At 64.5% G+C, this 25,260-nt stretch carries 23 protein-coding genes and 1 tRNA gene; 13 read left to right on the top strand and 11 right to left on the bottom strand.

The window, feature by feature from the left end:
* Position 1: 1 nt before the first annotated feature.
* Together KC8_RS07910 and KC8_RS07905 are read left to right on the top strand one after the other, a co-directional pair.
* Positions 2 to 1,228, top strand: coding sequence for a glycosyltransferase (locus tag KC8_RS07910; RefSeq protein WP_050805473.1), 1,227 nt, complete (start codon positions 2 to 4; stop codon positions 1,226 to 1,228).
* Positions 1,225 to 2,439, top strand: coding sequence for a glycosyltransferase family 4 protein (locus KC8_RS07905; RefSeq protein ID WP_010127790.1), 1,215 nt, complete (start codon positions 1,225 to 1,227; stop codon positions 2,437 to 2,439). The genes KC8_RS07910 and KC8_RS07905 overlap by 4 nt, the downstream gene beginning before the upstream one ends.
* On the opposite strand, the gene KC8_RS07900 is transcribed toward KC8_RS07905, so the two are convergent.
* Positions 2,382 to 3,305 carry a LysR substrate-binding domain-containing protein gene (locus KC8_RS07900; protein ID WP_050805472.1) on the bottom strand — a complete coding sequence of 308 codons (924 nt, stop codon included), beginning with the start codon at positions 3,303 to 3,305 and terminating at the stop codon, positions 2,382 to 2,384. The genes KC8_RS07905 and KC8_RS07900 overlap by 58 nt on opposite strands.
* A gap of 106 nt (positions 3,306 to 3,411) precedes the next feature.
* Here KC8_RS07900 and KC8_RS07895 point away from each other — a divergent pair, with 106 nt between their 5' ends.
* Both KC8_RS07895 and KC8_RS07890 read left to right on the top strand, forming a co-directional pair.
* A complete protein-coding gene (locus tag KC8_RS07895) occupies positions 3,412 to 4,677 on the top strand; it encodes an MFS transporter (protein ID WP_010127787.1) in 1,266 nt (421 codons plus the stop codon).
* A gap of 8 nt (positions 4,678 to 4,685) precedes the next feature.
* Complete coding sequence (locus tag KC8_RS07890; RefSeq protein ID WP_010127786.1) at positions 4,686 to 5,549, top strand: PhzF family phenazine biosynthesis protein; 864 nt, start codon at positions 4,686 to 4,688, stop codon at positions 5,547 to 5,549.
* A gap of 297 nt (positions 5,550 to 5,846) precedes the next feature.
* Here the strand turns inward: KC8_RS07890 and KC8_RS07885 are convergent.
* From KC8_RS07885 to metZ, 4 genes are all read right to left on the bottom strand, one after another.
* Positions 5,847 to 5,922: transfer RNA gene (locus tag KC8_RS07885), tRNA-Ala, on the bottom strand.
* A gap of 117 nt (positions 5,923 to 6,039) precedes the next feature.
* The gene (locus tag KC8_RS07880; RefSeq protein ID WP_010127785.1) at positions 6,040 to 6,828 is read right to left on the bottom strand and encodes a LysR family transcriptional regulator; all 789 of its coding nucleotides are present in this window, start codon (positions 6,826 to 6,828) and stop codon (positions 6,040 to 6,042) included.
* Complete coding sequence (gene apaG / locus KC8_RS07875; RefSeq protein ID WP_029624852.1) at positions 6,825 to 7,223, bottom strand: Co2+/Mg2+ efflux protein ApaG; 399 nt, start codon at positions 7,221 to 7,223, stop codon at positions 6,825 to 6,827. Before apaG ends, KC8_RS07880 begins: the two co-directional genes overlap by 4 nt.
* Before the next feature lie 5 nt (positions 7,224 to 7,228).
* Positions 7,229 to 8,437 carry an O-succinylhomoserine sulfhydrylase gene (gene metZ / locus KC8_RS07870; RefSeq protein WP_010127783.1) on the bottom strand — a complete coding sequence of 403 codons (1,209 nt, stop codon included), beginning with the start codon at positions 8,435 to 8,437 and terminating at the stop codon, positions 7,229 to 7,231.
* Between the two features lie 107 nt (positions 8,438 to 8,544).
* Here metZ and KC8_RS07865 point away from each other — a divergent pair, with 107 nt between their 5' ends.
* The gene (locus KC8_RS07865) at positions 8,545 to 9,090 is read left to right on the top strand and encodes a glutathione peroxidase (protein WP_010127782.1); all 546 of its coding nucleotides are present in this window, start codon (positions 8,545 to 8,547) and stop codon (positions 9,088 to 9,090) included.
* A 54-nt stretch (positions 9,091 to 9,144) separates the two neighbouring features.
* Here KC8_RS07865 and leuB read toward each other — a convergent pair whose 3' ends face one another.
* The 3 genes from leuB to KC8_RS07850 all read right to left on the bottom strand — a co-directional run bounded on the left by leuB (position 9,145) and on the right by KC8_RS07850 (position 11,430).
* Entirely contained in the window at positions 9,145 to 10,188 is a 1,044-nt protein-coding gene (gene leuB / locus KC8_RS07860; protein ID WP_010127781.1) for a 3-isopropylmalate dehydrogenase, read from the bottom strand.
* A gap of 273 nt (positions 10,189 to 10,461) precedes the next feature.
* Positions 10,462 to 10,809, bottom strand: a complete 348-nt coding sequence (locus KC8_RS07855; protein WP_010127780.1) for a GntR family transcriptional regulator — start codon at positions 10,807 to 10,809, stop codon at positions 10,462 to 10,464.
* A gap of 33 nt (positions 10,810 to 10,842) precedes the next feature.
* Positions 10,843 to 11,430, bottom strand: a complete 588-nt coding sequence (locus KC8_RS07850; protein ID WP_029624851.1) for a nitroreductase family protein — start codon at positions 11,428 to 11,430, stop codon at positions 10,843 to 10,845.
* Between the two features lie 125 nt (positions 11,431 to 11,555).
* On the opposite strand from KC8_RS07850, the gene KC8_RS07845 reads away from it, so the two are divergent.
* From KC8_RS07845 to KC8_RS07815, 7 genes are all read left to right on the top strand, one after another.
* Positions 11,556 to 13,346, top strand: coding sequence for a peptide MFS transporter (locus tag KC8_RS07845; RefSeq protein ID WP_010127778.1), 1,791 nt, complete (start codon positions 11,556 to 11,558; stop codon positions 13,344 to 13,346).
* Positions 13,333 to 14,742 (top strand): amidohydrolase, encoded by a 1,410-nt coding sequence (locus tag KC8_RS07840; protein ID WP_010127777.1) that lies wholly within the window; start codon positions 13,333 to 13,335, stop codon positions 14,740 to 14,742. Before KC8_RS07845 ends, KC8_RS07840 begins: the two co-directional genes overlap by 14 nt.
* Positions 14,739 to 16,025 carry an amidohydrolase family protein gene (locus KC8_RS07835; RefSeq protein ID WP_010127776.1) on the top strand — a complete coding sequence of 429 codons (1,287 nt, stop codon included), beginning with the start codon at positions 14,739 to 14,741 and terminating at the stop codon, positions 16,023 to 16,025. Before KC8_RS07840 ends, KC8_RS07835 begins: the two co-directional genes overlap by 4 nt.
* Before the next feature lie 288 nt (positions 16,026 to 16,313).
* Positions 16,314 to 17,441: a helix-turn-helix transcriptional regulator gene (locus tag KC8_RS07830; protein WP_010127775.1), complete on the top strand. Its 1,128-nt coding sequence runs from the start codon at positions 16,314 to 16,316 to the stop codon at positions 17,439 to 17,441.
* A gap of 50 nt (positions 17,442 to 17,491) precedes the next feature.
* Entirely contained in the window at positions 17,492 to 17,758 is a 267-nt protein-coding gene (locus KC8_RS07825) for a hypothetical protein (RefSeq protein WP_010127774.1), read from the top strand.
* 53 nt (positions 17,759 to 17,811) lie between these two features.
* On the top strand, positions 17,812 to 18,921 hold the full coding sequence (locus KC8_RS07820; protein ID WP_138956797.1) for a YcaO-like family protein: 1,110 nt from the start codon (positions 17,812 to 17,814) through the stop codon (positions 18,919 to 18,921).
* Positions 18,921 to 19,595, top strand: coding sequence for a TfuA-like protein (locus KC8_RS07815; protein ID WP_232455663.1), 675 nt, complete (start codon positions 18,921 to 18,923; stop codon positions 19,593 to 19,595). Before KC8_RS07820 ends, KC8_RS07815 begins: the two co-directional genes overlap by 1 nt.
* Here the strand turns inward: KC8_RS07815 and KC8_RS07810 are convergent.
* The 3 genes from KC8_RS07810 to KC8_RS20070 all read right to left on the bottom strand — a co-directional run bounded on the left by KC8_RS07810 (position 19,587) and on the right by KC8_RS20070 (position 23,600).
* The gene (locus KC8_RS07810) at positions 19,587 to 21,542 is read right to left on the bottom strand and encodes a trifolitoxin synthesis, TfuA (RefSeq protein WP_232455662.1); all 1,956 of its coding nucleotides are present in this window, start codon (positions 21,540 to 21,542) and stop codon (positions 19,587 to 19,589) included. The two genes, KC8_RS07815 and KC8_RS07810, sit on opposite strands and share 9 nt — an antisense overlap.
* A 554-nt stretch (positions 21,543 to 22,096) precedes the next feature.
* Positions 22,097 to 23,233: a serine hydrolase gene (locus KC8_RS07805; RefSeq protein ID WP_010127769.1), complete on the bottom strand. Its 1,137-nt coding sequence runs from the start codon at positions 23,231 to 23,233 to the stop codon at positions 22,097 to 22,099.
* Between the two features lie 214 nt (positions 23,234 to 23,447).
* Entirely contained in the window at positions 23,448 to 23,600 is a 153-nt protein-coding gene (locus KC8_RS20070; RefSeq protein ID WP_010127768.1) for a hypothetical protein, read from the bottom strand.
* 267 nt (positions 23,601 to 23,867) lie between these two features.
* Between KC8_RS20070 and KC8_RS07800 the strand changes: the two genes are divergently transcribed.
* Entirely contained in the window at positions 23,868 to 25,259 is a 1,392-nt protein-coding gene (locus tag KC8_RS07800; protein WP_010127767.1) for a helix-turn-helix domain-containing protein, read from the top strand.
* Position 25,260: the final 1 nt, after the last annotated feature.

Genomic DNA, 25,260 nt, shown 5'->3' with positions numbered 1-25,260 from the left:
CGTGGCGCATCCCGGTTTCCACGACAGCGCAAACCGGATCAGGCTGATGCATGTCATCACCGCCACCGGAATCGGGGGGGCACAAACGATGCTCGAACGGCTGGTCGGCGCTGGCGACGATGTTTTTGGCGGTTATGAACAATCGATATTGTCGCTGATGTCGGCTGGAACGCTGGGCCTGCGTCTGGCGCGGGCAGGGGTTCCGGTACACACGCTGGGCATGCGCGGTGGCGTGCCGACGCCGGCTGCGCTCTTCCGTCTGGTCGGGCTGTCGCGTGCCGTTGCACCCGATCTGTTCGTCGGCTGGATGCATCATGCCGGCCTTGCCGCCTGGTACGCCGCCCGGATGCACTGGCCGCGCCGACCGGTCATCTGGAATGTGCGGCATTCTCTGCACGACATCGCTTATGAAAAGCCCGCGACGCGTGCGGTGTTGCGGCACAGTGCCCGCTTGTCCCGGCACATCGATGCGATCATCTTCAATTCGCATGTGGCCAGGACGCAATATGGCGCGCTGGGTTATGATCTCGATCGCGCGACAGTGATTCCCAATGGCTTCGATGGCGATCATTTTCGGCCGCGGCCGGACGCTCGCGCCCGACTGCTCAGCCTGTTTCCTGTCGACGGGACACGGCCGATAATCGGCATGGTGGCGCGCAATCATCCCATGAAGGATCCGGGCCTGCTGATCGACGCGGTGCGCCGGCTGGCTTCCGATCGGATGGACGCCGATCTCCTGATCGTGGGACCGGGGATGGAGCATCTGCCGGACCAGCATCACGCAGCCGGCAGCACCGGTTCGGCGGCGGACCGGATCACCCTGTCCGGGCAACGCCACGACATCGGCGAATGGCTGGCAGGGCTAGATCTGCTCGTCCTGCCGTCGGCCTGGGGGGAAGCGTTTCCCAATATCATTGGCGAGGCCATGGCGAGCGGTGTCCCCTGCATCGCGACCGATGTTGGCGACGCACGATGGATCATCGGCGACTGCGGCCGGGCAGTGCCGCCCAGAGATGTCGCGGCGATGCAGGCCGCAATCGCCGGCTTGCTGTCACTTCCGCCCGATGCGCGACGCAATCTGGGCCGTGCCGGACGAGAACGCGTCCTGCGGATGTTTTCGCTCGCCACCGTCGCGCAGCGTTATGCGGCGCTCTATGCGGCGGTCCTGCAACGCTGGCGGTTGCGACAAGGCGCAGGGGCGCCGGCTGGCGTGGCTGGTGCGACATGAAGATCGTTGTGATCGCTAGCCTGGCGTATTCGCTCATCAATTTCCGGGGCAGGCTGATTGCCGACATGATCGCGGCCGGGCACGACGTGCTCGCCTGCGCGCCGGGCGAGGACGGGGCCGTCATCGAACAGCTATGGGGGATGGGCGCGCGTTTCCGATCCATCCCGATGGGCCGGGTGAACCTCAACCCCATCGAAGATGCGCGGACGTTGATGGCGCTTGTTCGCCTGTTTCGGGATGAACGGCCGGATATCATCCTGGCCTATACGCAAAAACCGATCATCTATGCCGGGTTTGCCCATCGGATACTGCGCCGGGGGCGTTTTTTCCCGATGGTGACCGGCCTTGGCTATGCATTTTCCGAACAGGGCCATCCCTGGCTGCGGCATATGGTGGCGGCACTGTACAGCGTGGCCGTGGGCCGGGCGTCGGCGATCATCGCCTTCAATGCCGACGATCGTGACGAATTGCGGCATCGTGGGATCGCACGCGCGCCGCGCGAGATTGTGCTGGTGCCCGGATCCGGTGTGGATATGGCCTATTTTGCAGCGCAGCCGCTGCCTGTCGGTGGCCCCATATTCCTGCTCATAGCGCGCCTGTTGCACGATAAGGGGCTGCGTGAATTTGTCGCCGCCGCATCGATCGTTCGGCGCAGTTATCCGGCGGCCCGATTCCAGCTTCTCGGTCCGTTTGATCCCAACCCCGCGGCCATTTCACCCGCAGAGCTTGAGCAATGGCAGAAACAGGGCATCGTCGAATATCTGGGGGAAACGCGCGATGTCCGCCCATTTCTCGCCGCCTGTTCGGTCTTCGTGCTTCCCAGTTACCGGGAAGGGATGCCCAGGACGGTGCTGGAAGCGATGGCGGCCGGCCGCGCGATCGTCACCACCGATGCGCCGGGATGCCGGGAAACCGTATGCGAAGGCCTGAACGGCCTTCTTGTGCCCGCGCGCGATAGTTCGGCTCTGGCGCAGGCGATGGCGCGTTTCTGCCGCGAACCGGCGCTGGCGGGGGTAATGGGTGCATGCTCGCGTCGGATCGCGCAGCAGCGGTTCGCGGTGCAAACCGTGAACGGAATGGTGATGGATATCATGGGGCTGAAGTCGGGTGCCAGTGCGCACCGCCACGCAATCGGCATATCGCTTTCAGGCCGTCAGGCGGTGGATGGATCAGGCCGCCGACGATCGGACAGTTCACCAAATTCCAGATGAAGTCGTTCGGTCAACCAGATACCGAACGTGTCGATCGCATGCGCCTTGGGAGTTGCGTGCATCGGCTGGACATAATGATAGCCGCCGACGAACGGAATATCGATCGGCGACAGGCGGACGAGGCGGCCATCGGTGATCGCGTCATGCGCGATAACCTGCCGGACCAAAGCGATGCCATGCCCGGCGATCGCCGCGTCGATCATAAGCCCGGCATCATCGAACGGGGCGGGATCGGACGGTTCCGGCATATTCACGCCGGCGCGCCTGAACCATGGGGTCCAGCTTTGCCAGCTGTTGGACAGCAAGCGGCAGCGGTTGAAATCGTCGGGGCCTTCGATGTGCATCCGCGTGCGATAGCCGGGCGCGCAGGCGGGGAAGAGCCTGTCGCCGATGAGATGTTCGACGCGCAAGCCCGGCCATTGGCCATTGCCATAACGGATGGCGACGTCGACGCCGCCTTGTCCGAACCGGCTGGTTTCCAGTGTCGGGGCCAGCGCCACGGCGACATCGGGGTGCGTTGCGTGGAACGCATCAAGGCGGGGTACCAGCCAGTGCGCCGCGAAAGATGGCAGCAGCCCGACGCGCAGCACCTGTCGGTGGGCCGCTGAAGGCGCCGGAAAAAGGCCCGCGATCAGATCCAGCGACTGGCGCAATGTCGGCAGCAGGCGCCGCGCCGCCAGGGTCGGTTCCATGCTGTTGCCACGGCGTTCGAACATGATCGTGCCCAGACGGGCTTCCAGTTCGCGGATTCGGTGGCTGATCGCGCCATGGGTGATGCCCAGTTCTTCGGCCGCCCGCGAATAGCTGCGGTGGCGTGCGGCGGCTTCAAAGGCGCGAAGGGTTTGAAGCGATGGCGGGCGATACATCCTCAAGTTGTTAGATTGATTCACATCTGCTGCCAATGTTCCTCGTTCGGCAAGTCGGGGATTCCATATTAGGGAGCCAAAGCCCCGCCGCCGGAGAAACTGGCCTATGTCGACTGTGCACCGCCGTTTTCACCCTGCCTTGCTGGTCGTCGGCGTCACCTTCTTCGCGTTGTTGATTTCGGCGGGGCTGCGGTCCGCGCCGGCGGTGCTGATGCTGCCGCTGGAGGCGCATTTCGGCTGGGACCGGGCAACCCTGTCGCTGGCCGCCGCCGTCGGCATCCTGCTGTACGGGATCGTCGGCCCGTTTGCTGCCGCGCTGATGATGAGTTTCGGGATCCGGCGCACGATGCTGGCCGGGCTGGCGTTGATGGCCGTGTCCACCTTCGCCAGCCTGTGGATGACGGCGCCCTGGCATTATGTGCTGAGCTGGGGCGTGTTTTCGGGCATCGGTTCGGGCGCTGTCGCATCTGTGCTGGGCGCAGCCGTGGTCAATCGCTGGTTCGCGACGCGGCGGGGGTTGATGATGGGGCTGTTGAGCGCGAGCACCGCGACGGGCGCGTTGATTTTCCTGCCGGTGTTGGCGTGGCTGTCGCAAAACGGTGCCTGGCGGCCGGTGGTCCTGCTGGTTGGCCTGGGCTGCGCGGTGTTGATCCCGATCGTCGCGCTGGCCGTGCCCGAACGACCCGAAGACCGTGGCGTGTCGCGGTTCGGCGCGACGGATGGGGGTGCGCCGGCCGCGCTGGTGGAAGGCCGCCCGACGCCATGGCTGGCCATTGAAGCGCTGACCCGCGCCATGCGCCAGCCGATTTTCTGGCTGCTGGCGGGGACGTTCTTCGTATGCGGCCTCACCACCAACGGACTGGTCGGTACGCACCTGATCGCTTTTTGTGGCGATTATGGCATTGCCCCGGTCGCGGCCGCCGGCCTGCTGTCGATGATGGGGTTTTTCGACCTGATCGGCACCACCGCATCGGGCTGGCTGACCGACCGTTATGATCCGCGTCGGTTGCTTGCCATCTATTATGGCCTGCGCGGCGCATCACTGCTGGCCTTGCCCTTCATCGATTTCAGCCCGGTGAGTTTGACCGTGTTCGCGATCTTCTATGGCCTCGACTGGATCGCGACCGTGCCACCCACGGTGATGCTGGCCAACCAGTCGTTCGGCGAGCGGGATGCGCCGATCATATTCGGCTGGGTGCTGGTGGCGCATCAGATCGGTGCGGCGGTGGCCGCGTTCGGTGCCGGGCTGATCCGTCAGCAGACCGGCACCTATTCGCCAGCCTTCATGATTGCCGGTGCGTTGGCGATCGTCGCCGCCATCGTCATAATCGGGCTGGAGCGCCGTCGCGCCGACAGCCCAAGCTTCACGTGAGAGATGCCATGACCAGATCCTATGCCGTCGTCGACGTCTTCTCCGCAGAACCGCTGCTGGGCAATCCGGTCGCCGTCATCCTTGATGCCGCCGGGCTGGATGATGCGCGGATGCAGGCGATCGCCCGCTGGACGAACCTGTCGGAAACGACTTTCCTGCTGCCGCCGACCAGCGATGCCGCCGATTATACCCTGCGTATCTTTACACCCCGCAACGAATTGCCCTTTGCCGGCCATCCGACGCTGGGCAGCGCCCATGCCGCGATCGAGGCGGGGATCGTGCCGGCCGGCCAGACGCGGATCGTACAGGAATGTGGGGTCGGCCTCGTCACCATCCAGTGCGACACGGTTGATGGCCAGCGCTTGTTGAATTTCGGTTTGCCGGCGGGGACGCTGACGCCGCTGGTGGCTGACGATGTCGATCTGCTGGATGCCATAATCGGCCAGCCTGTGCGCCGGGCGCCGCAACCGGCCATCATCGACGTGGGGGCAGTCTGGATTGTCGCCGAGGTGGCAAACCCGCAAACCCTGCTTTCCCTCCGCCCCGATTTTGCACGGATGGCAGCGCTGGAGGCGCGATTGGGCGTGACCGGCGTGTCGCTGTTCGCACGCTATCCCGACGGGGGCCTTGAAGTGCGATCCTTTGCGCCATCATCCGGCGTGGATGAGGACCCGGTATGCGGCAGCGGCAATGGCAGCGTTGCCCTGTTCCAGGCGCGCAGCGGGATGCTGCCGGGTAATTCACGCTATGTGGCGCGACAGGGGGGTTGCGTCGGCCGGGATGGCCGGGTGCGGATTTCCATCGATGGAGAAGGTGGCGTTACGGTCGGCGGCGCGGCCGTGACGGTTGCGACGGGCGTGCTGGCCGTTTGAAAGACATGACGGCACGGCGATGACGTCCCTGCGGGCCGTGAATGCGGGCGAAGGCGTGACAAATCACGCCGCCCCGTTTTGGCAAGATTCATGCGTTGGCCGCGCGACATCGGCCGCTCAACGGCCTGCTCGGCGATCTTGACGAACCATTGCCAATATGAAGGCGGAGGGGTGTTCGTTCTCTGCGTAAGCTGGGGCGATCCCAGCACGGTCAGCGGGCTTGTGTGTCGAGACCCGATCTGAACAGGGGCAGCCGGATTTTCAGGAGATTGGCGGTTTTCCGCGGCTTTATCGGGCTGGTGGAGCTGAGGGGAATCGAACCCCTGACCTCTGCAGTGCGATTGCAGCGCTCTCCCATCTGAGCTACAGCCCCTCGCCCGAGCGCGCACCCTTTAACGGTTGGTTTCGGCCGATGCAACGCCTGTTGCGCCCATTTTTTCCATTCTTTCCCGGCCAGCCGCTTGTTCGGCCGGAAATCGCGTGATCGCATTCAGGCGAGCAGTGCGGCGACCAGTTCCTTCACTTTCTTCTGGCGCCATTGCGGCAATGGCGCGAGCAGCCAGTAAGTCGGGCCTTGGCCTTCATCGGCATAGACCCGTACCCGCCCGCTGGCGATATCGGCCTGTGCGAGCAGTGCGGGAACGCAGGCGCGGCCAAAGCCTGCCGCGGCCGCGTCGATCGCAAGGCCGGCATCGGCGACGGTGAGCGGCGCCGCCACGCCATCCGATTGCGGGCAGCCGGGCCAGCCGATCAGGGCTTCGCCACCGCTGTCGGTGCCGACGATGACGAAGCCGTCTGCCGGCAACGCGATACCTTCATGTTCGCCCGGCCCGTCGACAAGGCGGATCGCCAGATCGAGATTGGCCTGGGTGAAATCCAGTTCGTCATCGGCGGCAACCAGCACGAAACGCAGATCGGGATCGGCGCGGCCATAAGCGGCCAGCCGCGTGCTCAGCCATTTGGCCGTCAGATCGCGCGGGGCGGCGATGGTGAGCGTCTTGGACGATTGCCCCGCCTGCATCGCGCGCACGGCATCTTCGAACTGAAGAAAGCCCGCGCGCAGCGCATCAAGGCCGGCCGCCCCTTCGGGTGTCAATTCCAGCCCCTTGGCGGTGCGGCGGAACAGGACGACGCCCAGCGTGTCTTCCAGCGCGCGAATCTGCTGGCCGACAGCCGCCGGCGTTACGGCCAGTTCATCCGCCGCGCGGGTGAAGGACAGATGGCGTGCCGCGGCATCGAGCACGCGCAGGCCGTTGAGGGGCAGGTGCGTCCGCTTCATTGCGCCACCGCCGGACCGATAAGCTGGAAGCGCGGTATGCGCACGTCGAAGGTGGAACCGTCTTCATGCACCATATGGTAACTGCCTTCCATTGCCCCGGTTGGCGTGTGCAGCGGACAGCCTGAAACATAATCGTAGCTGTGGCCCGGTTCGATCACCGGCTGTTCGCCGATCACCCCTTCGCCACGCACTTCGTGCCGTGCACCGCGTCCATCAACGATGTCCCAGTGCCTGGTAAGCAACTGAACGGCGCCGTTTCCGTGATTTTCGATCCGGATATGATAGGTCCAGAACCAACGGCCCTTGGCCGGCTCGGACTGTTCCGGCAGGAAGCTGACCGAGACGCGCACCACCACGTCGCGCGTTCTGGCGCTGTGGGGGAAGAGCGCGTCCACGGCCGTCACAGCCCGATCGTCCGCAGGGCGCGATCGAAATCGTCGATTATGTCGGCAGGGTCCTCCAATCCCACGCTCAGCCGCAACATGCCTTCTTCGACGCCCATTTCGGCGCGAACTTCGGCGGTAAGGCCGGCATGGGTGGTGGAGCAGGGGTGGGTCATCAGTGAACGAGAATCGCCGATATTGTTCGAGATGTCGACCAGTTCCAGCGCGTCGAGCAGCGCGTGCGCCTGTTCGCGTCCGCCATCCAGATACATCGCCATGATCGTGCCGCCGGCCGACATCTGCTTGCATGCGAGGTCGTGCTGGGGATGGCTTTTCAACGCCGGATAGAGCAGGCGCGGCACGCGCTTTTCAAGGAATTGGGCGACGGCCAGTGCATTTTCGCTCTGGCGCTGGATGCGCAGGTCGAGCGTCTCCAGCCCTTTGAGTACCACCCACGCGTTGAACGGCGACAAGGTTGGCCCCGTGTTGCGCGTGAAAGCCAGCAGGGTGGTGTCGATGAACTCGCGGGTGCCGCAGACGGCGCCCGCCAGCACGCGGCCTTGTCCGTCCATCATCTTGGTGGCGGAATAAGCGACGATATCCGCGCCATAATCCATCGGCCGCTGGAGCAACGGGGTGGCAAAGGCATTGTCGACGACGGTGGTGACGCCGGCGTCTTTGGCGATCCGGCACACCGCTTCGAGATCGACGATGTCGAGCGTCGGATTGGCAGGGGTTTCGAAGAAGAACAGCTTGGTGTTCGGCTGGATCGCGCCCTTCCACGCATCATTGTCGCGTGCGTCGACGATCGTGGTGGTGATGCCGAAGCGCGGCAGCAGCGAATCGGTCAGCCAGCGGCACGATCCGAAAGCGGCACGGCCGGCGACGACGTGATCGCCCGCGCTCAACTGGCAGAGCAGGGCGGCCGTCATCGCGGCCATGCCACTGGCCATTGCGCGACAGGCTTCGGCGCCTTCCAGCAGGGCGATCCGCTGTTCGAGCATTTCGACCGTGGGATTTTGCAAGCGCGAATAGGTCATGCCTTGCTGTTCGCCGGCAAAACGCGCCGCCGCGTCGCCCGCGCAATCATAGGCATAGCCGGACGTGAGGAACAGCGCTTCGCTGGTTTCCCCATAATTGGTTCGCGCGGTACCGCCGCGCACCGCCTGGGTAGCGGGACGCCACCGCGAGGTGATCGAACGGTTCTGTCCTGTAAGCTTCTTCATGGACCCGCTTTGCAGCGGCGGGGCAAGCCGCGTCAATCCGCCAGCGCGGCTCTTGCGCGCTTCGCTGGCGTCAATATGGTCGCGCCGAAGATCAGGAGAGAGACAGAATGGCCGTAATTCAAGATATTCCGCTGACGACGATCGCCGGCGGCGATGCGAAACTGGGCGATTATGCCGGCAAGGTGCTGCTGATCGTCAACGTCGCGTCGAAATGCGGGCTGACCCCGCAATATGAAGCGCTGGAGACGGCGTACGAAAAATATCGCGACCAGGGCTTTGAAGTGCTCGGTTTCCCCGCGAATAATTTCGGCGCGCAGGAACCGGGCAGCGATGATGAGATCGCCCAGTTCTGCGAAATCAACTTCGGCGTGACGTTCCCGATGTTTTCCAAGATTTCGGTCAATGGCGCGGATCGCCATCCGCTCTATCAGGGGCTGATCGATGCCGCACCCACGGCGCAATCCAGCGATCCCGCCTTTGAAGAGAAGCTGGCGGGCTATGGCATCAAGCGCGAAAATCCGAGCGACGTTATGTGGAACTTCGAAAAGTTCCTGATCGCGCGCGACGGCAGTGTGGCCGGGCGCTTTACCCCGGAAACGACGCCCGATGGCCCGGAACTAAGCGCGGCGATCGCGCAGGAACTGGCCAGATAAGACGGCAATGGGGTGGACGGCCGGTTCGGTCATCCACCCCATGTCCCGAACGCTTTAGAGCGCCGCGAGCACCGCGTCGCCCATCGCCGTGGTCGTCATCGACCCGCCCAGATCGGGCGAACGTGCGCCACCGGCCAGCGCCTTGGCGACGGCGGCTTCGATCCGGTCGGCTTCGGCCGGCTTGTTCAGCGAATAACGCAGCATCATCGCCGCCGACAGGATCGTCGCCAGCGGGTTGGCCTTGCCCTGACCGGCAATATCGGGCGCGCTGCCATGGATCGGTTCGTACAGGCCGAGGCCGGAGCCTGCGAGCGTCGCGGACGGCAGCATGCCGATCGAACCGGCGCACATCGACGCCTGATCCGACAGGATATCGCCGAACAGGTTGCCGGTGACGATCACGTCGAACTGGCCGGGGTTGCGCACCAGCTGCATCGCGGCGTTATCGACATACATGTGCGACAGTTCGACATCGGCATAGTCGGCCGACATTTCGATCACCACGTCGCGCCACAGCTGCGATGTTTCGAGCACATTGGCCTTGTCGACCGAACATAGCTTGCCGCGCCGCGCGCGCGCGGTTTCGAAACCAACCTTGGCGATGCGGGCGATTTCGGCTTCGTTGTACGACATCACGTCATAGCCTTCGCGCAGGCCATCGGCGGTCTTGCGGTGGCCCTTTTCGCCGAAATAGACATCGCCATTGGTTTCGCGGACGATGACGAGATCGATCGCGGCGGCGACTTCGGGGCGCAGCGCGGATGCGTCGGCCAGTTCGGGGAACAGCTTGGCCGGGCGCAGATTGGCGAACAGGCCGAGATGCTTGCGCAGGCCGAGGATCGCCTGTTCCGGGCGCAGGTGGCGTTCCAGCGCATCGCAATCGGGATCGCCGACCGCACCGAACAGGATCGCATCGGCCTTGCCGGCCAGTTCCAGCGTTTCCGGGGGCAGCGGGTGGCCGACGGCCTTGTACGCCGCGCCGCCGACGAGGCCCTCGCGGAAGGTCAGCAGGTCGCCAGTGACGGTTTTGAGAACGCGGACGGCCTGTTCGGTGACTTCGGGGCCGATTCCGTCGCCGGACAAGAGAGCGATGAGCATGGGTGGGTTCCCTTTCATATTCGCGCCAGCCCATGCCGCCTGATCGCGCCCGACGGAAGCCCGAATTTCTTGCAGGGGCTGATCTGGCCTGCGGGAAACACTAAATGCGGACTTCTTCCCTTCCGTCACCCCGGACATGTTCCGGGGTCCACCTCTCCACGAACGCGGAGGCCACAGTTCCATACCCCGGCGCTTGCCGCACGGTGGGCCGCAGAACATGTTCGGGGTGACGGCGCTTTTGGGTGGGCGTGGTGCCCAGCAGGTCGATCGGCCCTAGCCGGGAACCCGATCGAGCAGGTCGGCCGGGTCGAGGTTAAGCCGGCGGATGCGCGCGGCGATGCGCGGCCATTCGTCGATCAGGAAGGCGTCGCGTTCGGCCTTGAGCAGCCGGCGGGTCGCCCCTTCGGCCACGAACATGCCGACACCGCGGCGCACGGTGACGAGGCCGTCATCCTGAAAGCTTTGATAGGCTTTGGCGACGGTCAGCGGGTTCGCGCCATGTTCGGCGGCAAAGGCGCGCACCGAGGGCAGGGGATCACCATCGGCAAAGGTGCCATCGAGAATCGCGGCCGCGATATGATCGCGCAGGCGGAGATAGACGGGGCGGGATTCCTGGGTCATCAGCGTTATGCTGTAATAATACAGCAGCGCGCGTCAAGCAATGTCTGGTTGCCACTCCGAAATGACGGCTTCGTAATCCGGGCGGGGCCGTTCATCCAGCGCGCGCGACGGCGTTCCGATGAAAATGAAGCCGGCGATCCGTTCGTCCTTGCCACCAAATGCGTCGCGCACGGCATCCGAATAGGCCGCCCATCCCGTCAGCCAGCCGCCGACGAATCCCAGCGCGTGGGTGGCGGTCAGCAGGTTCATGCAGGCAGCACCCACCGACAATTCCTGCTCCCACAACGGGATGTGGCTGGCATGGGCGGGCTTTGCTAGCGCAATGACCAGCGTCGGCGCCTGACCGGCAAACTGGTCGATCGCTTCCAGTTCCAGACGGCCGGCTTCGGGTTTGCCGTCGAGATAGGCGCGGCGCAGGACATTGCGGAACGCATCGCGCTGTTCGGCGCCGACGACCACGAACCGCCATGGCGCCAGCTTGCCATGATCCGGGGTGCGTATCGCGATCTCCAGAATCTGGCGTAGCTGCAACGCGTTAGGGCCGGGCGCGACCATATCGCGCGGTTTGCCCGATCGGCGAGAGGCGAGAAGGGCGATGGGCGAGGAGGCATCGTTGAACATGGTGCGACTGGTTAACAGCGTCATCGCCGCGCAACAATCTTCTTCACACGGGAAATATCCGCGTTAGTCTCACGGCCATTCCGGTCGGGCGCGCGCCCGCCGCCACATAATCGAAAGTGACATTGATGGCTCAATCCGCAGCCGATGCGCCTCCGGGGCCGGGTTCCGATCCCGCCGACCGATCCGACGGCGCCACCTGGTTCGGCCATCCGCGCCAGTTGGCACGGCTTTTTACAACCGAAATGTGGGAACGGTTCGGCTTCTACGGCATGCGGGCGCTGCTGACGCTCTATCTGGCCGAACATTTCCTGTTCAACGACACGACGACGACCGGCCTTTATGGTGGCTTCACCGCGCTGGTTTACCTCACTCCCCTGATCGGCGGCCTGATTGCGGATCGCTATCTCGGTTCCAAGCGATCGGTGAAATTCGGCGCGGTCATGATGGCGCTGGGCTATTTCACCCTCTGTTTCGGCGGTCAGACAGCGACGCCCTACGCCACGATCGACGGCCAGCGTTATGAAGTACAGGTCGACAAATCGACCGAAGCCAAACAGCAATATGTGATCGATGGCGACAAGCGCCTCGCGATCAAGGGTAATGAAAACGGCACCGTATCGCTGCTCGCGGCCGATGGATCGGTGGCCCGCAATGTCGATAAGGGCAAGTTCGAAGCCGGCGCCGATCGCAGCCATTTCTATACGATGGTGATGCTGATCGCGCTGAGCATGATCACCGTCGGCAATGGCTTCTTCAAGCCGAACATCTCGACGATTGTCGGCTCGCTCTATGCGCCGGGTGATCGCCGCCGCGATGCGGGCTTCACCATATTCTACATGGGGATCAACCTTGGCTCGCTGCTGTCGCAGCTGCTTTGCCCGTGGCTTGCGGTTGCCGTCGGCTGGTGGGCGGGCTTTGGCCTCGCCGCGGTCGGAATGCTGTGCTCGTGGGCCTTGATTCAGTTCGATGGCGGCCGGCTGGACGGCTATGGCGAAGCGCCCGAGCAGGGTGGCCGCGATCGTTCGTTGATCATCTATGCGGCATCGGTGCTGGCGGTGCCGCTTGTCTGGTTCCTGTTCGTCAACCTGATGAACGCACCGCAGGCCGCCGCAGGTTCCGGCATTGGTGGTTATTTGCTGGCGCTACCGCTGATGGGCAAGCTGCTGTTCGGCACCTTCCTCGTCAGCGTGCCCGCGATCCTGATCTGGTCCTACAAGGTGGGCAGCAAGATCGAGTTTCAGATGATGCTAGCGGCCAGCGTGCTGATCATCTTCAATGTCGTGTTCTGGACATTGTTCGAACAGGCCGGATCGTCGCTGACCTTGTTCGCCAACCGCAATACCGACCTGTCGGTGTTCGGCTGGTTCACCATGACGGCTGGGCAAACCCAGTTCTTCAACGCGCTGTTCATCGTCTTGCTCGCGCCCTTGTTCAGCATCATGTGGACCGGCCTTGCAAAGCGCGGGCTTGAACCGTCGATCCCGGTGAAGTTCGGCGTGGCGCTGGCCGGTGTCGGCATCGGCTTCCTCGCGCTGGTCTGGGGTTCGCATTATGCCGCTGCCGATTTCAAGGTGACGATCTGGTGGCTGGCGCTGCTCTATCTGATCCACTCGATGGCGGAACTGTGCATCTCGCCGGTGGGCCTCAGCATGATCACCAAGCTGTCGATCGCGCGGATTGTCGGCATGATGATGGGGCTGTGGTTCCTGTCGATCTCGGTCGCGCAATATGTGGCGGGCATGGTCGCGCAGGTCGCCAGCGTCGAAACGGTGGGCGGGCAGGTGACCAACCTCAAGGTCAGCCTCGATACCTATGTGAACGTGTTCTGGACGATCGGGCTGGTTTCTATCGGGATCGGCGTGGTGCTGGTCGTCCTGTCGCCGGTGATCAAGAAGTGGATGCATGGTGTTCAGTAAGCGCATCGCCATCGCGCTGATGGCGGGATTGGCGACTGTGGCCTGCACGGCCGCCGAAACCAAGCCGCGTTCGGCATCGTCCTCGGCCCCGCGCCAATTGCCGTCGCGCGATCCGTTCCCGTCGACCTACCGGGCGTATCCGGGTGTGCCGACGCTCGTCACCAACGTCACCATCTATGACGGCGAAGGCGGGCGGATCGACCAGGGCCAGATCCTGTTCGCCGATGGCAAGGTGGTGGCGCTGGGCCAGGCGGTTCAGGCCCCGTCGGGCGCCACCGTCATCGACGGCGCCGGCAAATGGGTGACGCCGGGTATCATCGATATCCACAGCCATTTGGGCGATTATCCGACGCCGGCGGTGCCCGCTCATTCGGATGGCAATGAAATGACGTCGCCGGTCACGCCGCAGGTGTGGGCTGAACATAGCGTGTGGCCGCAGGACCCGGGGTTCAGCCGCGCGCTGGCCAATGGCGGCGTCACCACGCTCCAGATTTTGCCCGGATCGGCCAATCTGTTCGGTGGGCGTTCGGTGACGCTGAAGAATGTCTATGCGCGGACGATGCAGGGGATGAAGTTCCCCGGCGCGCCTTACGGGCTGAAGATGGCCTGCGGCGAAAATCCCAAGCGCGTTTACGGCGGCCGCAATCAGGCGCCGGGCACCCGCATGGGCAATATCGCGGTCGACCGGCAGACCTGGGCCAAGGCGCAGGAATATAGCCGCAAATGGGATAAATATGAAAAGAGCGGCGGGGACATTCCCGTCCGCGATATCGGCCTCGAAACACTGGCGGAGGTGCTGCGCGGCAACATCCTCGTCCACAACCATTGTTACCGCGCCGATGAAATGGCCAATGTCATCGATATGGCCAAGGAATTTGGTTACACCGTCGCGGCGTTCCATCACGCGGTCGAAGCGTACAAGATCGCCGATCTGCTGAAGGCCAACAATATCTGTTCGGCGATGTGGGCCGATTGGTGGGGGTTCAAGATGGAATCCTACGACGCGATCACCGAAAATATCCCGCTCGTCCACAATGCCGGGGCGTGCGCGATCGTTCATTCGGACGACGCCAACGGCATCCAGCGCTTGAATCAGGAAGCCGCCAAGGCGCTGGCCGATGGCCGCCGCATCGGCATCAATGTGCCCGATGAAATCGCGTGGACCTGGCTGGCGATCAACCCGGCGAAAGCGATGGGCATCGCCGACAGGACCGGCAGCCTGAAACCCGGCAAGATGGCGGATGTGGTGTTGTGGAACGGCAATCCCATGAGCGTCTACACCCGGCCGGAAAAGGTGTGGATCGATGGTGCGCTGCTGTTCGATGCGCTCGATCCCAAACGTCGGCCGGTATCCGATTTCGAACTCGGCCAGCCGGGCGAAGGAGATGTGAAGTGAAGGCGCTTCTGCTCGCAGCGGCAGCGCTGATCGCTGCCCCCGCCAGTGCCGAAATGGTGGCGATCACCAACGCCCGGCTTGTCATTGGCGATGGATCCGCGCCGATCGATGGCGGCACGGTCATCATGAACAACGGCCGGATCGTTGCGGCGGGCCGCATGGTTCCGCCTGCTAGCGCATCGCGGATCATCGATGCCGAAGGCAAATGGGTGACGCCGGGGCTTGTCGCCGGTTTCACCCGGATGGGCCTTGTCGAGGTCGATGGCGTTCGCCAGACCAACGATGCGTCGGCCGGCAAGTCTCCGTTCAACGCCGCGCTCGATATCGCACCCGCGGTCAATCCGCGCACGTCGGCGATCACGCTCAACCGGGCCGAAGGCATTACGCGGGCGGTTGTGGCCCCTGAAAGCGGGGGATCGATCTTCGCCGGCCAGGGCGCGGTGATCGATCTGGGCGCCGACATGGATGCTGTGACGAGGCCACGCGCGTTCCAGTTCGTCGAATTTGGCGAGGATGGCGCGGTGCAGGCGGGGGGGAGCCGGCCGGCTGTCTACGCCGCGTTCCGCAACGCGATGGTGGAGGCGCGGGACTATGCCGCCGGGCGGCGGGCCGACGATGCGCTGCTGACCCGGCCGGACGCGGCGGCGCTGGTGCCCGTCGTCAATGGCCAGATGCCGCTGCTCGCCCATGTCGAACGCGCCAGCGATATCCTCCAGATCCTGTCGCTCAAGCGCGAATTTCCTGCGCTCAAGCTCGTCCTTGTCGGCGCGACCGAGGCATGGACGGTGGCCGCCGAGGTGAAGGCGGCGGGTGTGCCCGTGCTGGCATCGGCGTTGGCCGATCTGCCGGCGTCATTCGAATCGCTGGCGGCCACCCAATCCAATATCGGTCGGCTTGAAAAGGCCGGCGTCGCCACGGTCGGTATCGGTATGATCAACGATGATGAGGCGCGTCAGGCCCGGCTGATCAAGCAATATGCCGGCAATCTTGTGGCGCTGGGCAAGGTTCCGGGTGCGGCCGGTCTCGATTGGGGCGCGGCGTTCGCGACCATCAGTTCCAAGCCTGCCGAAGCGCTGGGCATGGGCGGCGAGATCGGATCGCTGCGCCCGGGGCGTCGTGCGGATGTGGTGATCTGGGATGGCGATCCGCTGGAACTGTCCACCGCGGCGTCCATTGTGTGGATCGACGGCGTTGAACAGCCCTTGCGGACGCGGCAGGACAAGCTGCGGGATCGGTATCGTCATGCCGTCGAAGGTGCGTTGCCCAAGGCCTATGACCGTTGATGGCGATCCGGCGGGATCGTGGCATCGGGCGTGACAAATCGGAACGGTACAGAAACGAATGCTGTTCCGCATGAAAAAAATGGCGGCAGCGGAAAACCGCCGCCGCCAGTAGGGTCGCGGCCGTGACATGGGCCAGAAGGCATGGCCGCGCATCGCCCAATTGCGCTATTCAGCTTTGCATTTGGCGCCTGGCAGTCGAATTTCATGTAATCATCGTCGGATAAGTTTGCTTTTCTTGATTGATTCGTGCTTCGGCGTGCTTGGGGCAGGGGCCGATAGCAAGTTCAAATGGCTGAGATCGACCGAATCAGTGCAGAGGTGATCGAGCGGTTCGACGCTGCGGCGCTTGATCCGACGGCGTGGATGCAGGCGTTGCAGGCCCTTGCCGACGCCACCCGCTCCGAACATGCGCAATTGGTTGGGCTGGGCGGGCCGGCCGCAGTGTCGTTCAACTGGGTCACGGGTGTCGCCGAAAAGGTACTGGCCGATTTCATCGCGATCGACGGCAGCAATCCCGCGATCAATCCGCGCGTCGCGGCGGCGGCAATCTATCCCGGTCAGGGCGTGCTGTTCGAACGCCATTATGATGCGATGACGCCGTCGCTGAAGAGCGACGTTTACGCCGATTTTTGCGCCACGCATGATCTTGCGCATGGTTGCCACACCACCTTGGTGCAGGACGAAGTGGGGCTGGTTGGCATGGCGGTGCTCCGTACCCGCCGGGCAAAACCGACCGGCGAACGCGATCGTGCTGTCATGGCGCAGGTGGCTCCCCATGCGCGGGCGGCAGTCCGCCTGCGGGTGGCGTTGGAGCGCGAAGGCGCCCGGCTGGTGGCCGGTGCGTTCGAGGCGGTATCGGCTGCCGCTTTCCTTTGCGATGGCGCCGGGCGGGTCTCTGCTTATACGCCAGCGGCGGAGCGCCTGGTCGATCAGGGCCGGCTGCATATGGCGGGCGGGCAGCTTTCCGGCAGCACGGCGGCTGAAACCGCCGCGCTTCAGCAGGCGATCTGGCATTTCACCACGTGGCGTGCCGGGCAGGCGACGCCGCGTTTCACGACATTGCTGCTGCCGGGGCAACCGGGGGATGCGCCGCTGATCGCTGAAATCGCGCGTCTTCCCGATGATGGCTGGACGATCGGGGCCGGCGCGCGCGTTCTGATTCTGCTGCGATCGCGACAGGCCGGTGATCGACGACTGGCCGATATTCTGGTGGCGGCTTATGGCCTGTCGCCGGCCGAAGCCGATGTGACGTTCCGTCTGCTCGATGCCCAGGGCCGCGATGCCATCGCCTTGGCACGGGGTGTTTCGATCGCCACCGTGCGGGCACAGATCAAGGCGATCTTTGCCAAGATCGGCGTCAATCGTGAAACCGAACTGATCTCGCAACTTGCGCCATTAATTCATGGCGCGCGGTAGCGTTGTGCGATGTGATCTGGCAAAACGATCGCGAGTAAGGGGAGAGTAAAATGGTTGCTGATGCCGGTGCGGTTTCGGGGCGCTATGCGGTTCGTATTACCGATCCCGCCGATCCTTCGGTCACGATCGGCTATGTTTTCGCGACGGAGGAATCCTTTGTCGCGGCGCCCGGTGCGGATCAGTTGGCCAAGGATGCGATTGCCGATCTTGAGGCGCGTTTCGCCAAGGGGCCAGTGCTGGAGGCGATCCGTTTCCCGGCCGGCGATCTCGATAAGCTGCGTGCGACCGCGAAACCCGGCAGCGCCGACAACCCGTGACGCAGGCGGGGCGGCGTACCCACGCCGGCCACCGCGCCCTTTCGCCGTCGGTGATGCTCGCGCGACTCCGCCCCGTTGCGCAAGCCGCGGGCATTACCCGCCTGGCGGACCTGACCGGGCTGGATCGTATCGGCCTGCCCGTGTTTCAAGCGGTACGGCCGATGGCCCGTTCGCTGGCCGTGGCCTTGGGCAAGGGGCACGATCCCGGCATGGCGCGGCTGTCCGCGCTGGTCGAATCGATCGAATTGCACCGGGCCGAAAATCTGGTCGCAACAGGGCCATATCGCGCTGCCGATCGGTGCGAGGCGGTGGCGTGGTCGCAGATTCGGCCGGCCGCAGGGCAAGCCGGGCGGTTCGATCCGTTGCGCAAACGGCATTGGATCGCCGCATATGATATGATCGGCGGCGGCCGGATCGGCGTGCCGTTCGATCTCGTGAATATGGATTTCGGCCGGCCGATCGCGCCGGATCTCTGGCAAAGCAGCAATGGCCTTGCCTCGGGCAGTGATCGCGATGAAGCGATCATATCGGGCCTGCTCGAACTGCTCGAACGCGAGGCGCTGGAACGGTGGTATGCGCTGCCGCGCACGGCTAGACGCGCCACGAGGATCAATCTGGCCAGCATCGATGATCGGCGGCTCCGGGCGATGTTGGCGCGGATCACCCGCGCCGGATTGCGCCTGATCATATGGGATATGGCCGAGGCTATCGGCGTGCCGGCCTTCCAATGCGTGCTGATCGAAATGCAGTCGGCCGCGACGCTAATTCTGCCGCCCGGCATCGGCACGGCCTGCGATCCCGATGCTGCGATTGCGCTGATGGCGGCAATCGGCGAGGCGGCACAGGCGCGGATCATGTTCATCGCCGGTGCGCGGGACGATCTTTCGGTTGACGATTATCGCGATCCAGCCGGCCGGCGTCTGGGCGTGGTGCGGGAAACACTGGCGTTCGAGCCAGACGGCGTGCGCCAATGGCAGGGCACCCCTGCCATGGCTGCCGGTGATCGCCGTGGTTTGATCGATTGGTTGGTAAGCCGGTGCGCGGCGGCGGGGGCCGCTACGCTGGCCTGTGTTGAGCTGGATGACGGGATGGACGGCCTGGCCACCGTGAAAATGCTGGTTCCCGGCTTTGCCGATCATGTCCGTCCATCGGCTTTTGCATGATGGATGACGCGATCCTGTTCGCCGGACCAAGCCTTTGGGGGACGCAACTGCCGCTGCCACCGGGAATCACAGTGCGGCCTCCGGCGGCTTGTGGCGATCTGCTGCGGGCGCTGGCCGATCGTCCGCGCGCGATTGGCCTGGTCGATGGCGTGTTCGAAACGGGACCAAGTGTCTGGCACAAGGAAATACTGGCCGTCATGGCGGCGGGCGTGCCGGTGCTGGGTGCGGCCAGCCTGGGCGCCATTCGCGCGGCTGAATTGCATCCGTTCGGGATGGTTGGCATTGGCGCGGTATTCGCGGCCTATCGTGATCGCGCGATCGAGCGCGACGATGCCGTTATGGTCAGCCATGCGCCGCCGCAACTGGGGCATCGGCCGTTAACGGTGGCGCTGGTCGATATTGCGGCGGCGATCGCCGATTGGCCGGCTGCCGATCGTGCAGCGATGTGCTCGATCGCGGGTCGCATGAATTTCCGGGATCGCGATTGGGAAAGGCTGGAGCAAAGCTTTGTCAGGCGCACCGGACGGCGGATGCCGCCGGTTGATCGTACGGCCAGCCTGAAGCGGCGGGATGCGGAAATGCTTCTTGCGGCGCTGGCGGCGGATGTTGTTCGGCCGATGTGCGCGCCGCCGCCTGAAACACGATGGCTGCGGGATTTGCGGGCGTCAGCCTAGCCCGGCGATCCGCAGCCCCTTGTCCAGCAGATCGCGATGTTCCGGCAGATGAAGCGGCAGGAAAATGTGGATGCCGGCCACGATGTCCGCATTGGTTGGCGGTGCCGGGTTGTGCCACAACGGGGTGAAGGCCGCGCGCAATGTTTCGGCCTGGGCTTCGGCACGGGCCTGATAGCCGGCCAGCGCTAGGTTGGCGCAGCGCACCGCCTGGTAATGGATCGCCGGATCACGCGAGATTTCGAACTGGGCCTCGGCATCGTCATGCTGGCCGCGCAGCATCGCCAAGACACCCCAGTCTGCAAAATATTCGTCGGGGGGGAACGGGTTGAGTTCGAATGCCCGGCCGATTAGATCGGCCGCGCGATCGAGCAGGCCGATATGGCACAGGCCGAACCCGGCCTCGTTCAGCCCGTCCGCATGGTGTGGCCCGACTTCCACCGAATGCTCGAACCGGCGGACCGCCTGAACCGCGTCGCCCCGGCGCAGATAGCACCATGCCAGCCGGGAATGGACGTGGCCGTTGGCCGGATCAAGGGCCGCGGCCCGCATGCTGAGTTCGAATGCGCGGGCACGCAGCGGTGCCGGATCATGCCCGGCCAGACGCAGCATGAAATCGGTATTGTAGATCCGCGCTAGATGGAGGTGCGCGTTGACGATCGACGGGTCTTCCTCGATCACCTTTTCGAACAGTTCGGCGGCTTCGCGCACTTCTGCCAGCGATGATGAAGCCAGCAATCGGGCGCGCGCGCCAAAATAAAGCGAACTGGATGCCGGTGTGCGGCCGGTTGTCGCGTCGAGCGCCTGGCCGATATCGCGCACCACGACCGGAAGGATCGCGCCCGCGATGCGCGCCACCAGTTCGTCGATCACGCTGCCCAGCGTGTCGGCCTGCACCGCGATCTGTCGGCTCCAGACGAGGATTCCGGTATCCAGCGCGGTGATCCGAAGGTTGACGCGATAGCCGCCATCCTGTTCGCGCGCGGTGCCGCCCAGCGCATAGCTGGCGATCGATCCCGCGCAGGCCGCCGCCAGCCGTTCGGGCGATGGATCGTCGACGGACAGGACACGCAGATCGCGAAAACCGCCCAGCGCCGTCTGCAAATCATCGTGGATGATCTGCGCCACGGTTTCGGCCTCGCCGCCGCCGCCCATCGTGGTGAAGGACGATAGCACGATGATCGGCGGTTCGTTGCGCTGCGTCCCGTCGGCGGCCCGCTCGATCCGGGGCGCGGCGGCGGGTGCGGGCATGGCGACGGGCGTGGCCGTCACCGGGCCGACCGCTGTCAGCTGGCGGAACAAGGCCTGCGTTTCGGACGAGGGGTTCGCATCATAATCGCGGCGGACGGTGGCCTGGAACTGGCGGTAGCGGCGATGAACGGCGGCGATGTCGCCGGCTTCCTGATCCAGCGCCAGGCCCAGCCGGACGATCGCTTCGTCGCCGGCATCGACCTGTTGAAGCGCGGCGAGAATGATGCGGCGGTGGCCAAGGCTGGCGGGGTCGGTGGCGCGTCGCACCGCGGCCATCGCCGCGCTGACCAGCCGTCCGCGCTGGCGCTCGCGTTCGATATGCAGCCAATCGTCGAATCCGGGGTCCAGGCCTTCGAGATCGGCGAGAAACCCGCTTTCGATATCGGCCAGCGCGGCGGCCAGGCCCGGCATGTCGCCACTATCGGCGCGGGCAATGATGCGGTCGACATCGGTTTCGAAGATGCCCGGTGTGAGACGGATGTCGCGCCGCGAAATCTGAATCCAGTCGGCATAAGGCAGGCGGCGCACCTCGGCCAGCGCCTGGCGCAGGCTGGCGCGGGCCTGATCTTCGCCCCGTTCGCTCCATAACAGGCCGATAATTCGTTCCCGGCTGACGAGCCGATCGACCGCCGTTGCAAGGATCGCGATCAGCGCGCGGGCCTTGCGGCTGGTCGGCGTCAGCGGCGCCGCTGGATTCATGCTTTCCGTAGCGGAAATGCGGATGTCGCCGTTCAGGCGAACAACGAATCGGGGTGAGGGTGCGATGGTCGGTTTCACGATTTTTTCACGATAGACCAACGCTTGCACTCACGGCCATGGCCTAGTGAATATTTTGTCAGCGGCGGTGAAGACATTGTCGCGAAAGGGTTTCGTGCCGGTTTCGTGTTTCGCAAAGGTTTGACGAGGCGACCCGGGTCCGACGGTACCATTGGTGCAATCGGACTAAAACTGCGGCCCGGGCCATTGGCCCGGGCCGTCATTTCGAAACTTCGTACTGTGTAGCGTTGCTTGGATGCGGGAGACGGACGATGATCAGTCCCGGCAGGTGCAGCCGTATTGTGCCCAATTCGCCATGGCCCGGCCCCCTGGATCAACAGGCGGGGTGCGCGTCCGGCGATCACGACCCCCAATATCATGATCATCGCGCGTCTTCCGTCGTCCGCGCCAATTCGGCGCCCGCCGCCGGGCTGTTCGGGTATCGAAGCCCGGGGCAGACGGTTCCGTCGGTTGCCCCGCGTGCGAACGCGCCGTTTTCAGGGGCGCGCCACCGGCCGGCCTGAATAAGCCACTGCACCATCATGTGATGCGACAACGGCGCGCACGACATCGGCCATCAGCCGCTGCCGCACCGGAATGGATTGCCGCGTGCTCGCGATCATCACCGCGACGGCGTAGGTGCGGCCGTCGGGGGCCGTGACCAGCCCGACATCGTTATAACCTGTGGCCAGCCCGGCAAGTTCCTGTCCGGTCCCTGTCTTGTGGGCGAGCGACCAGCCGGGGGCCAGGCCGGCGCGCAGGCGTTGCGGGCCGGTGCGGCTGTCGCGCATCGTGCCGATCAATGTGCGCGTGGCGCCCCTCGACAGCAATTCCCCCCGTTCCAGCCGGGCCAGCGCGGCGGCGATGGCCGCAGCAGATGCCCCGTCCATCGGGTCGGCGAGATAGCGGCTCATCGCGGCCTGCCGCCGTTCGGCGGGAAGTGCTGCCCGCGCGACCTGAAAGGCGTTGCCCGCCGAATATTCCGGTTTCCATTGCATGCCGGCTATGCCGCTTTGCAGCAGTGTTTCGCCCGGGCCGAAGCCGATCTGGCCGAGGCCCTTGCGCGATATCATCGAACGGACGGCATCGGGGCCACCCGCGCGGCGCATCAGCATGTCGTTGCAGGTGTTGTCGCTCTGTGTCAGCGCGATACGCAGCAAATCGCCATAGGTGGTGGCATAGCCGTCCTTGCCCATCATCGCGCGGACCGGCTGGTGGAAGACGGTCAGATTTTCGCGGCGGACGACGACAGGCTCGGTCAGCTTGATGGCCCCGCGATCGACGGCGTCGAGCACGGTGATTGCGACCCACAATTTGCTTACGCTTTGCTGGGGCATCAGCCGGGTGGCGTTGTAGCCGACGCTCCACCCGGTGGTGACGTCGCGTACGGCGATGCCGACGCTGCCCGGAAAGGCGCGGCCCAGTTCGGCGACGCGGGTTTCCAGCGCGGCGGGTGCCGTGAAGGTGGGTTGCACCGCCGGGCGGGGTTCGGGGGCGGGGCGGACCGGTTGTGTCGGTGCGCGGGCGATCGGCGGTGATGAAGAATTGCTCGGCGCGACGCAGCCAGCGGCTGCCGCAAGGCCAAGGGGCACCAGAAACCGCGATATTTTGTTCAATCCCCGCAACTGCTTCACCCGACGCTCCTCCCGATCGTCGGATTATGCCAATCATTGCGCCGCGCCGCCATTGCCGAGCGATTCTGGCGGACTCGTCTGGCCCCGCCCATGGCTCAGGCTGTCGAGATCACCGGCTGGCGGGGTGGGGTAATCGGCGATAGCGGGAAACGCCCGCCGGGATGATGGCCCGGCGGACGCCCTCTCCTCCCCACAAGGGAGCCTGTCGTGTCGATCAGCCGAGGCGGCCGAGGCGATGGTAGAGGTTGCTGTATTTCGACGATTCCGGCTTGTCCTGAATCTCGCGCAGATAATGCGCGACGGCCTGCTTCAGCAGCTGAAAATCCTCCGTCGAGAAGACGGCGCGGCTCCGGGTTGGTTCGGTCATCACTCTTCTCCTTTGATCTGCGGATATAGGGGGGTGTTTTCACGTCGCGGTGGCGGCGATCTGATCGGCTGGCATGGGTTCTGCGCAATCGATCATTGTCACTTACCTTACAATTTTCCTTCGTGGTCCTACGCCGTTGATGAGTGTGGATTGCCACAATATGCAGGGCCGTGACGATGCGGGATTGCCAAATCATCGTGTGGATGGGTGGACTGAATCATCAGATGTGATGTAATTGTGTATGAATATTGACAGACGGTGACCGGAATGGCGGAACGCAAGATCTTCGCAGGCCATGCGGTGCGGCGGATTCGCCGGGCGGCGGGGCTGACCCAGTTGGCGATGGCCGATGCGCTGGATATTTCGGGTAGTTATCTCAACCTGATCGAACGCAACCAGCGGCCTTTGACGGCCGCGCTGATGCTTCGTCTCGGGGAACGGTTCGACATGGATCCGCGGATGCTGGCCGCGGATGAGCCGGGCGGTGGTGCCGAGGCGATCCGCCGGCGGCTGGCCGACCCGTTGTTCGCTGACATTGGCGTGGATCGGGCCGAGGTGGACGAATGGCTGGCCGCCGCGCCGGGCGGGGCCGAGGCATTTGCCCGCGCGTTCGATCGCTTGCGGGATGGCGGTGCTGCGGCGGTTTCGGAAGAGGACGGTGCCATTGCCGCCGTCCGGCGCGAAACCGAACGCTGGCGCAACCATTATCCGGATCTCGATAGCGCCGCCGAAACACTGGCCGATGAACTGCGGCTGGGGGCGGCCGATCTTTACGGTGCGATTGCCGAGCGTTTGCGGGTGAAGCATCAGCTGGCGATCCGCATTTTGCCGATCGATGTGATGCCTGATCGCCTGCGCCGGCTGGACCTTCATGCCCGTCAGGTGCAGCTGTCGGAAATGCTCGATCCGGCGTCGCGTACCTTCCAGGCCGCGTTCCAGCTCGCCCAGTTGGAGGCGCGCGGCGAGATAGATGCGCTTGTGGCGGGCGGGGCCTTTGGCGAAAGGACCGCCGAACGGCTGTTTCGCCGTACTGTTACCTCATATTTCGCCGCCGCGTTGATGATGCCTTATGGCCGCTTCCTGCGTGCCTGCGAGGCGACGGGTTATGACCTGGAACTGCTACAGCGCCGGTTCAACGCCGGGTTCGAGATGGTCGCCCACCGGCTGACCACGCTCCAGCGGGTCGGTGCACGGGGCTTGCCCTTCTTCATGCTTCGCGTCGATCGGGCCGGGCAGGCATCGAAGCGCTATGCCGGGGCGTCGGCTTCGCCATTGGCGACGGCGCCGGGCCGCTGCCCATTATGGTGCGTGCATGATGCCTTCAATCGGCCTGGCGACACCGTGCGTCAGCTGGTTGCACTGGAAGATGGCAGCCGCTGGTTCACGCTGGCGCGCACCGTGCGGTCGCAGGTCCGTTCGCCGGGCGGGGTGCGTCCGGAATTTGCCATCGCTCTGGGGGTCACGGCGGATAATGCTGCCGCTTTGGTTGATGCGCGCGGGTTTGATCTGGCGGATGGTCAGCCGATGCCGATCGGCCTCGGTTGTCGCCGCTGTACGCGCACGGATTGCCCGCAACGCGCTGAGCCGCCACAGGGCCGGACGCTGATATTCAACGACCGCGAGCGCAGCCTGACGCCATTCACCTTCCTTGGGGATTGAT

The organism is Sphingomonas sp. KC8 (assembly GCF_002151445.1).
Lineage (GTDB): Bacteria > Pseudomonadota > Alphaproteobacteria > Sphingomonadales > Sphingomonadaceae > Sphingomonas_E.
The sequence above is the reverse complement of the archived record's forward strand: the minus strand, read 5'-3'. Positions and strand labels throughout refer to the sequence as shown.

Excerpts from the sequence above, each read along its gene's own strand:
- KC8_RS07905 (WP_010127790.1), top strand. The coding sequence starts at position 1,225 with ATGAAGATCGTTGTGATCGCTAGCCTGGCGTATTCGCTCATCAATTTC.
- KC8_RS07900 (WP_050805472.1), bottom strand. The coding sequence starts at position 3,305 with ATGTATCGCCCGCCATCGCTTCAAACCCTTCGCGCCTTTGAAGCCGCC.
- KC8_RS07895 (WP_010127787.1), top strand. The coding sequence starts at position 3,412 with ATGTCGACTGTGCACCGCCGTTTTCACCCTGCCTTGCTGGTCGTCGGC.
- KC8_RS07890 (WP_010127786.1), top strand. The coding sequence starts at position 4,686 with ATGACCAGATCCTATGCCGTCGTCGACGTCTTCTCCGCAGAACCGCTG.
- KC8_RS07880 (WP_010127785.1), bottom strand. The coding sequence starts at position 6,828 with ATGAAGCGGACGCACCTGCCCCTCAACGGCCTGCGCGTGCTCGATGCC.
- metZ (WP_010127783.1), bottom strand. The coding sequence starts at position 8,437 with ATGAAGAAGCTTACAGGACAGAACCGTTCGATCACCTCGCGGTGGCGT.
- KC8_RS07865 (WP_010127782.1), top strand. The coding sequence starts at position 8,545 with ATGGCCGTAATTCAAGATATTCCGCTGACGACGATCGCCGGCGGCGAT.
- leuB (WP_010127781.1), bottom strand. The coding sequence starts at position 10,188 with ATGCTCATCGCTCTCTTGTCCGGCGACGGAATCGGCCCCGAAGTCACC.
- KC8_RS07855 (WP_010127780.1), bottom strand. The coding sequence starts at position 10,809 with ATGACCCAGGAATCCCGCCCCGTCTATCTCCGCCTGCGCGATCATATC.
- KC8_RS07850 (WP_029624851.1), bottom strand. The coding sequence starts at position 11,430 with ATGTTCAACGATGCCTCCTCGCCCATCGCCCTTCTCGCCTCTCGCCGA.
- KC8_RS07845 (WP_010127778.1), top strand. The coding sequence starts at position 11,556 with ATGGCTCAATCCGCAGCCGATGCGCCTCCGGGGCCGGGTTCCGATCCC.
- KC8_RS07840 (WP_010127777.1), top strand. The coding sequence starts at position 13,333 with ATGGTGTTCAGTAAGCGCATCGCCATCGCGCTGATGGCGGGATTGGCG.
- KC8_RS07830 (WP_010127775.1), top strand. The coding sequence starts at position 16,314 with ATGGCTGAGATCGACCGAATCAGTGCAGAGGTGATCGAGCGGTTCGAC.
- KC8_RS07825 (WP_010127774.1), top strand. The coding sequence starts at position 17,492 with ATGGTTGCTGATGCCGGTGCGGTTTCGGGGCGCTATGCGGTTCGTATT.
- KC8_RS07820 (WP_138956797.1), top strand. The coding sequence starts at position 17,812 with ATGCTCGCGCGACTCCGCCCCGTTGCGCAAGCCGCGGGCATTACCCGC.
- KC8_RS07815 (WP_232455663.1), top strand. The coding sequence starts at position 18,921 with ATGGATGACGCGATCCTGTTCGCCGGACCAAGCCTTTGGGGGACGCAA.
- KC8_RS07810 (WP_232455662.1), bottom strand. The coding sequence starts at position 21,542 with ATGAATCCAGCGGCGCCGCTGACGCCGACCAGCCGCAAGGCCCGCGCG.
- KC8_RS20070 (WP_010127768.1), bottom strand. The coding sequence starts at position 23,600 with ATGACCGAACCAACCCGGAGCCGCGCCGTCTTCTCGACGGAGGATTTT.
- KC8_RS07800 (WP_010127767.1), top strand. The coding sequence starts at position 23,868 with ATGGCGGAACGCAAGATCTTCGCAGGCCATGCGGTGCGGCGGATTCGC.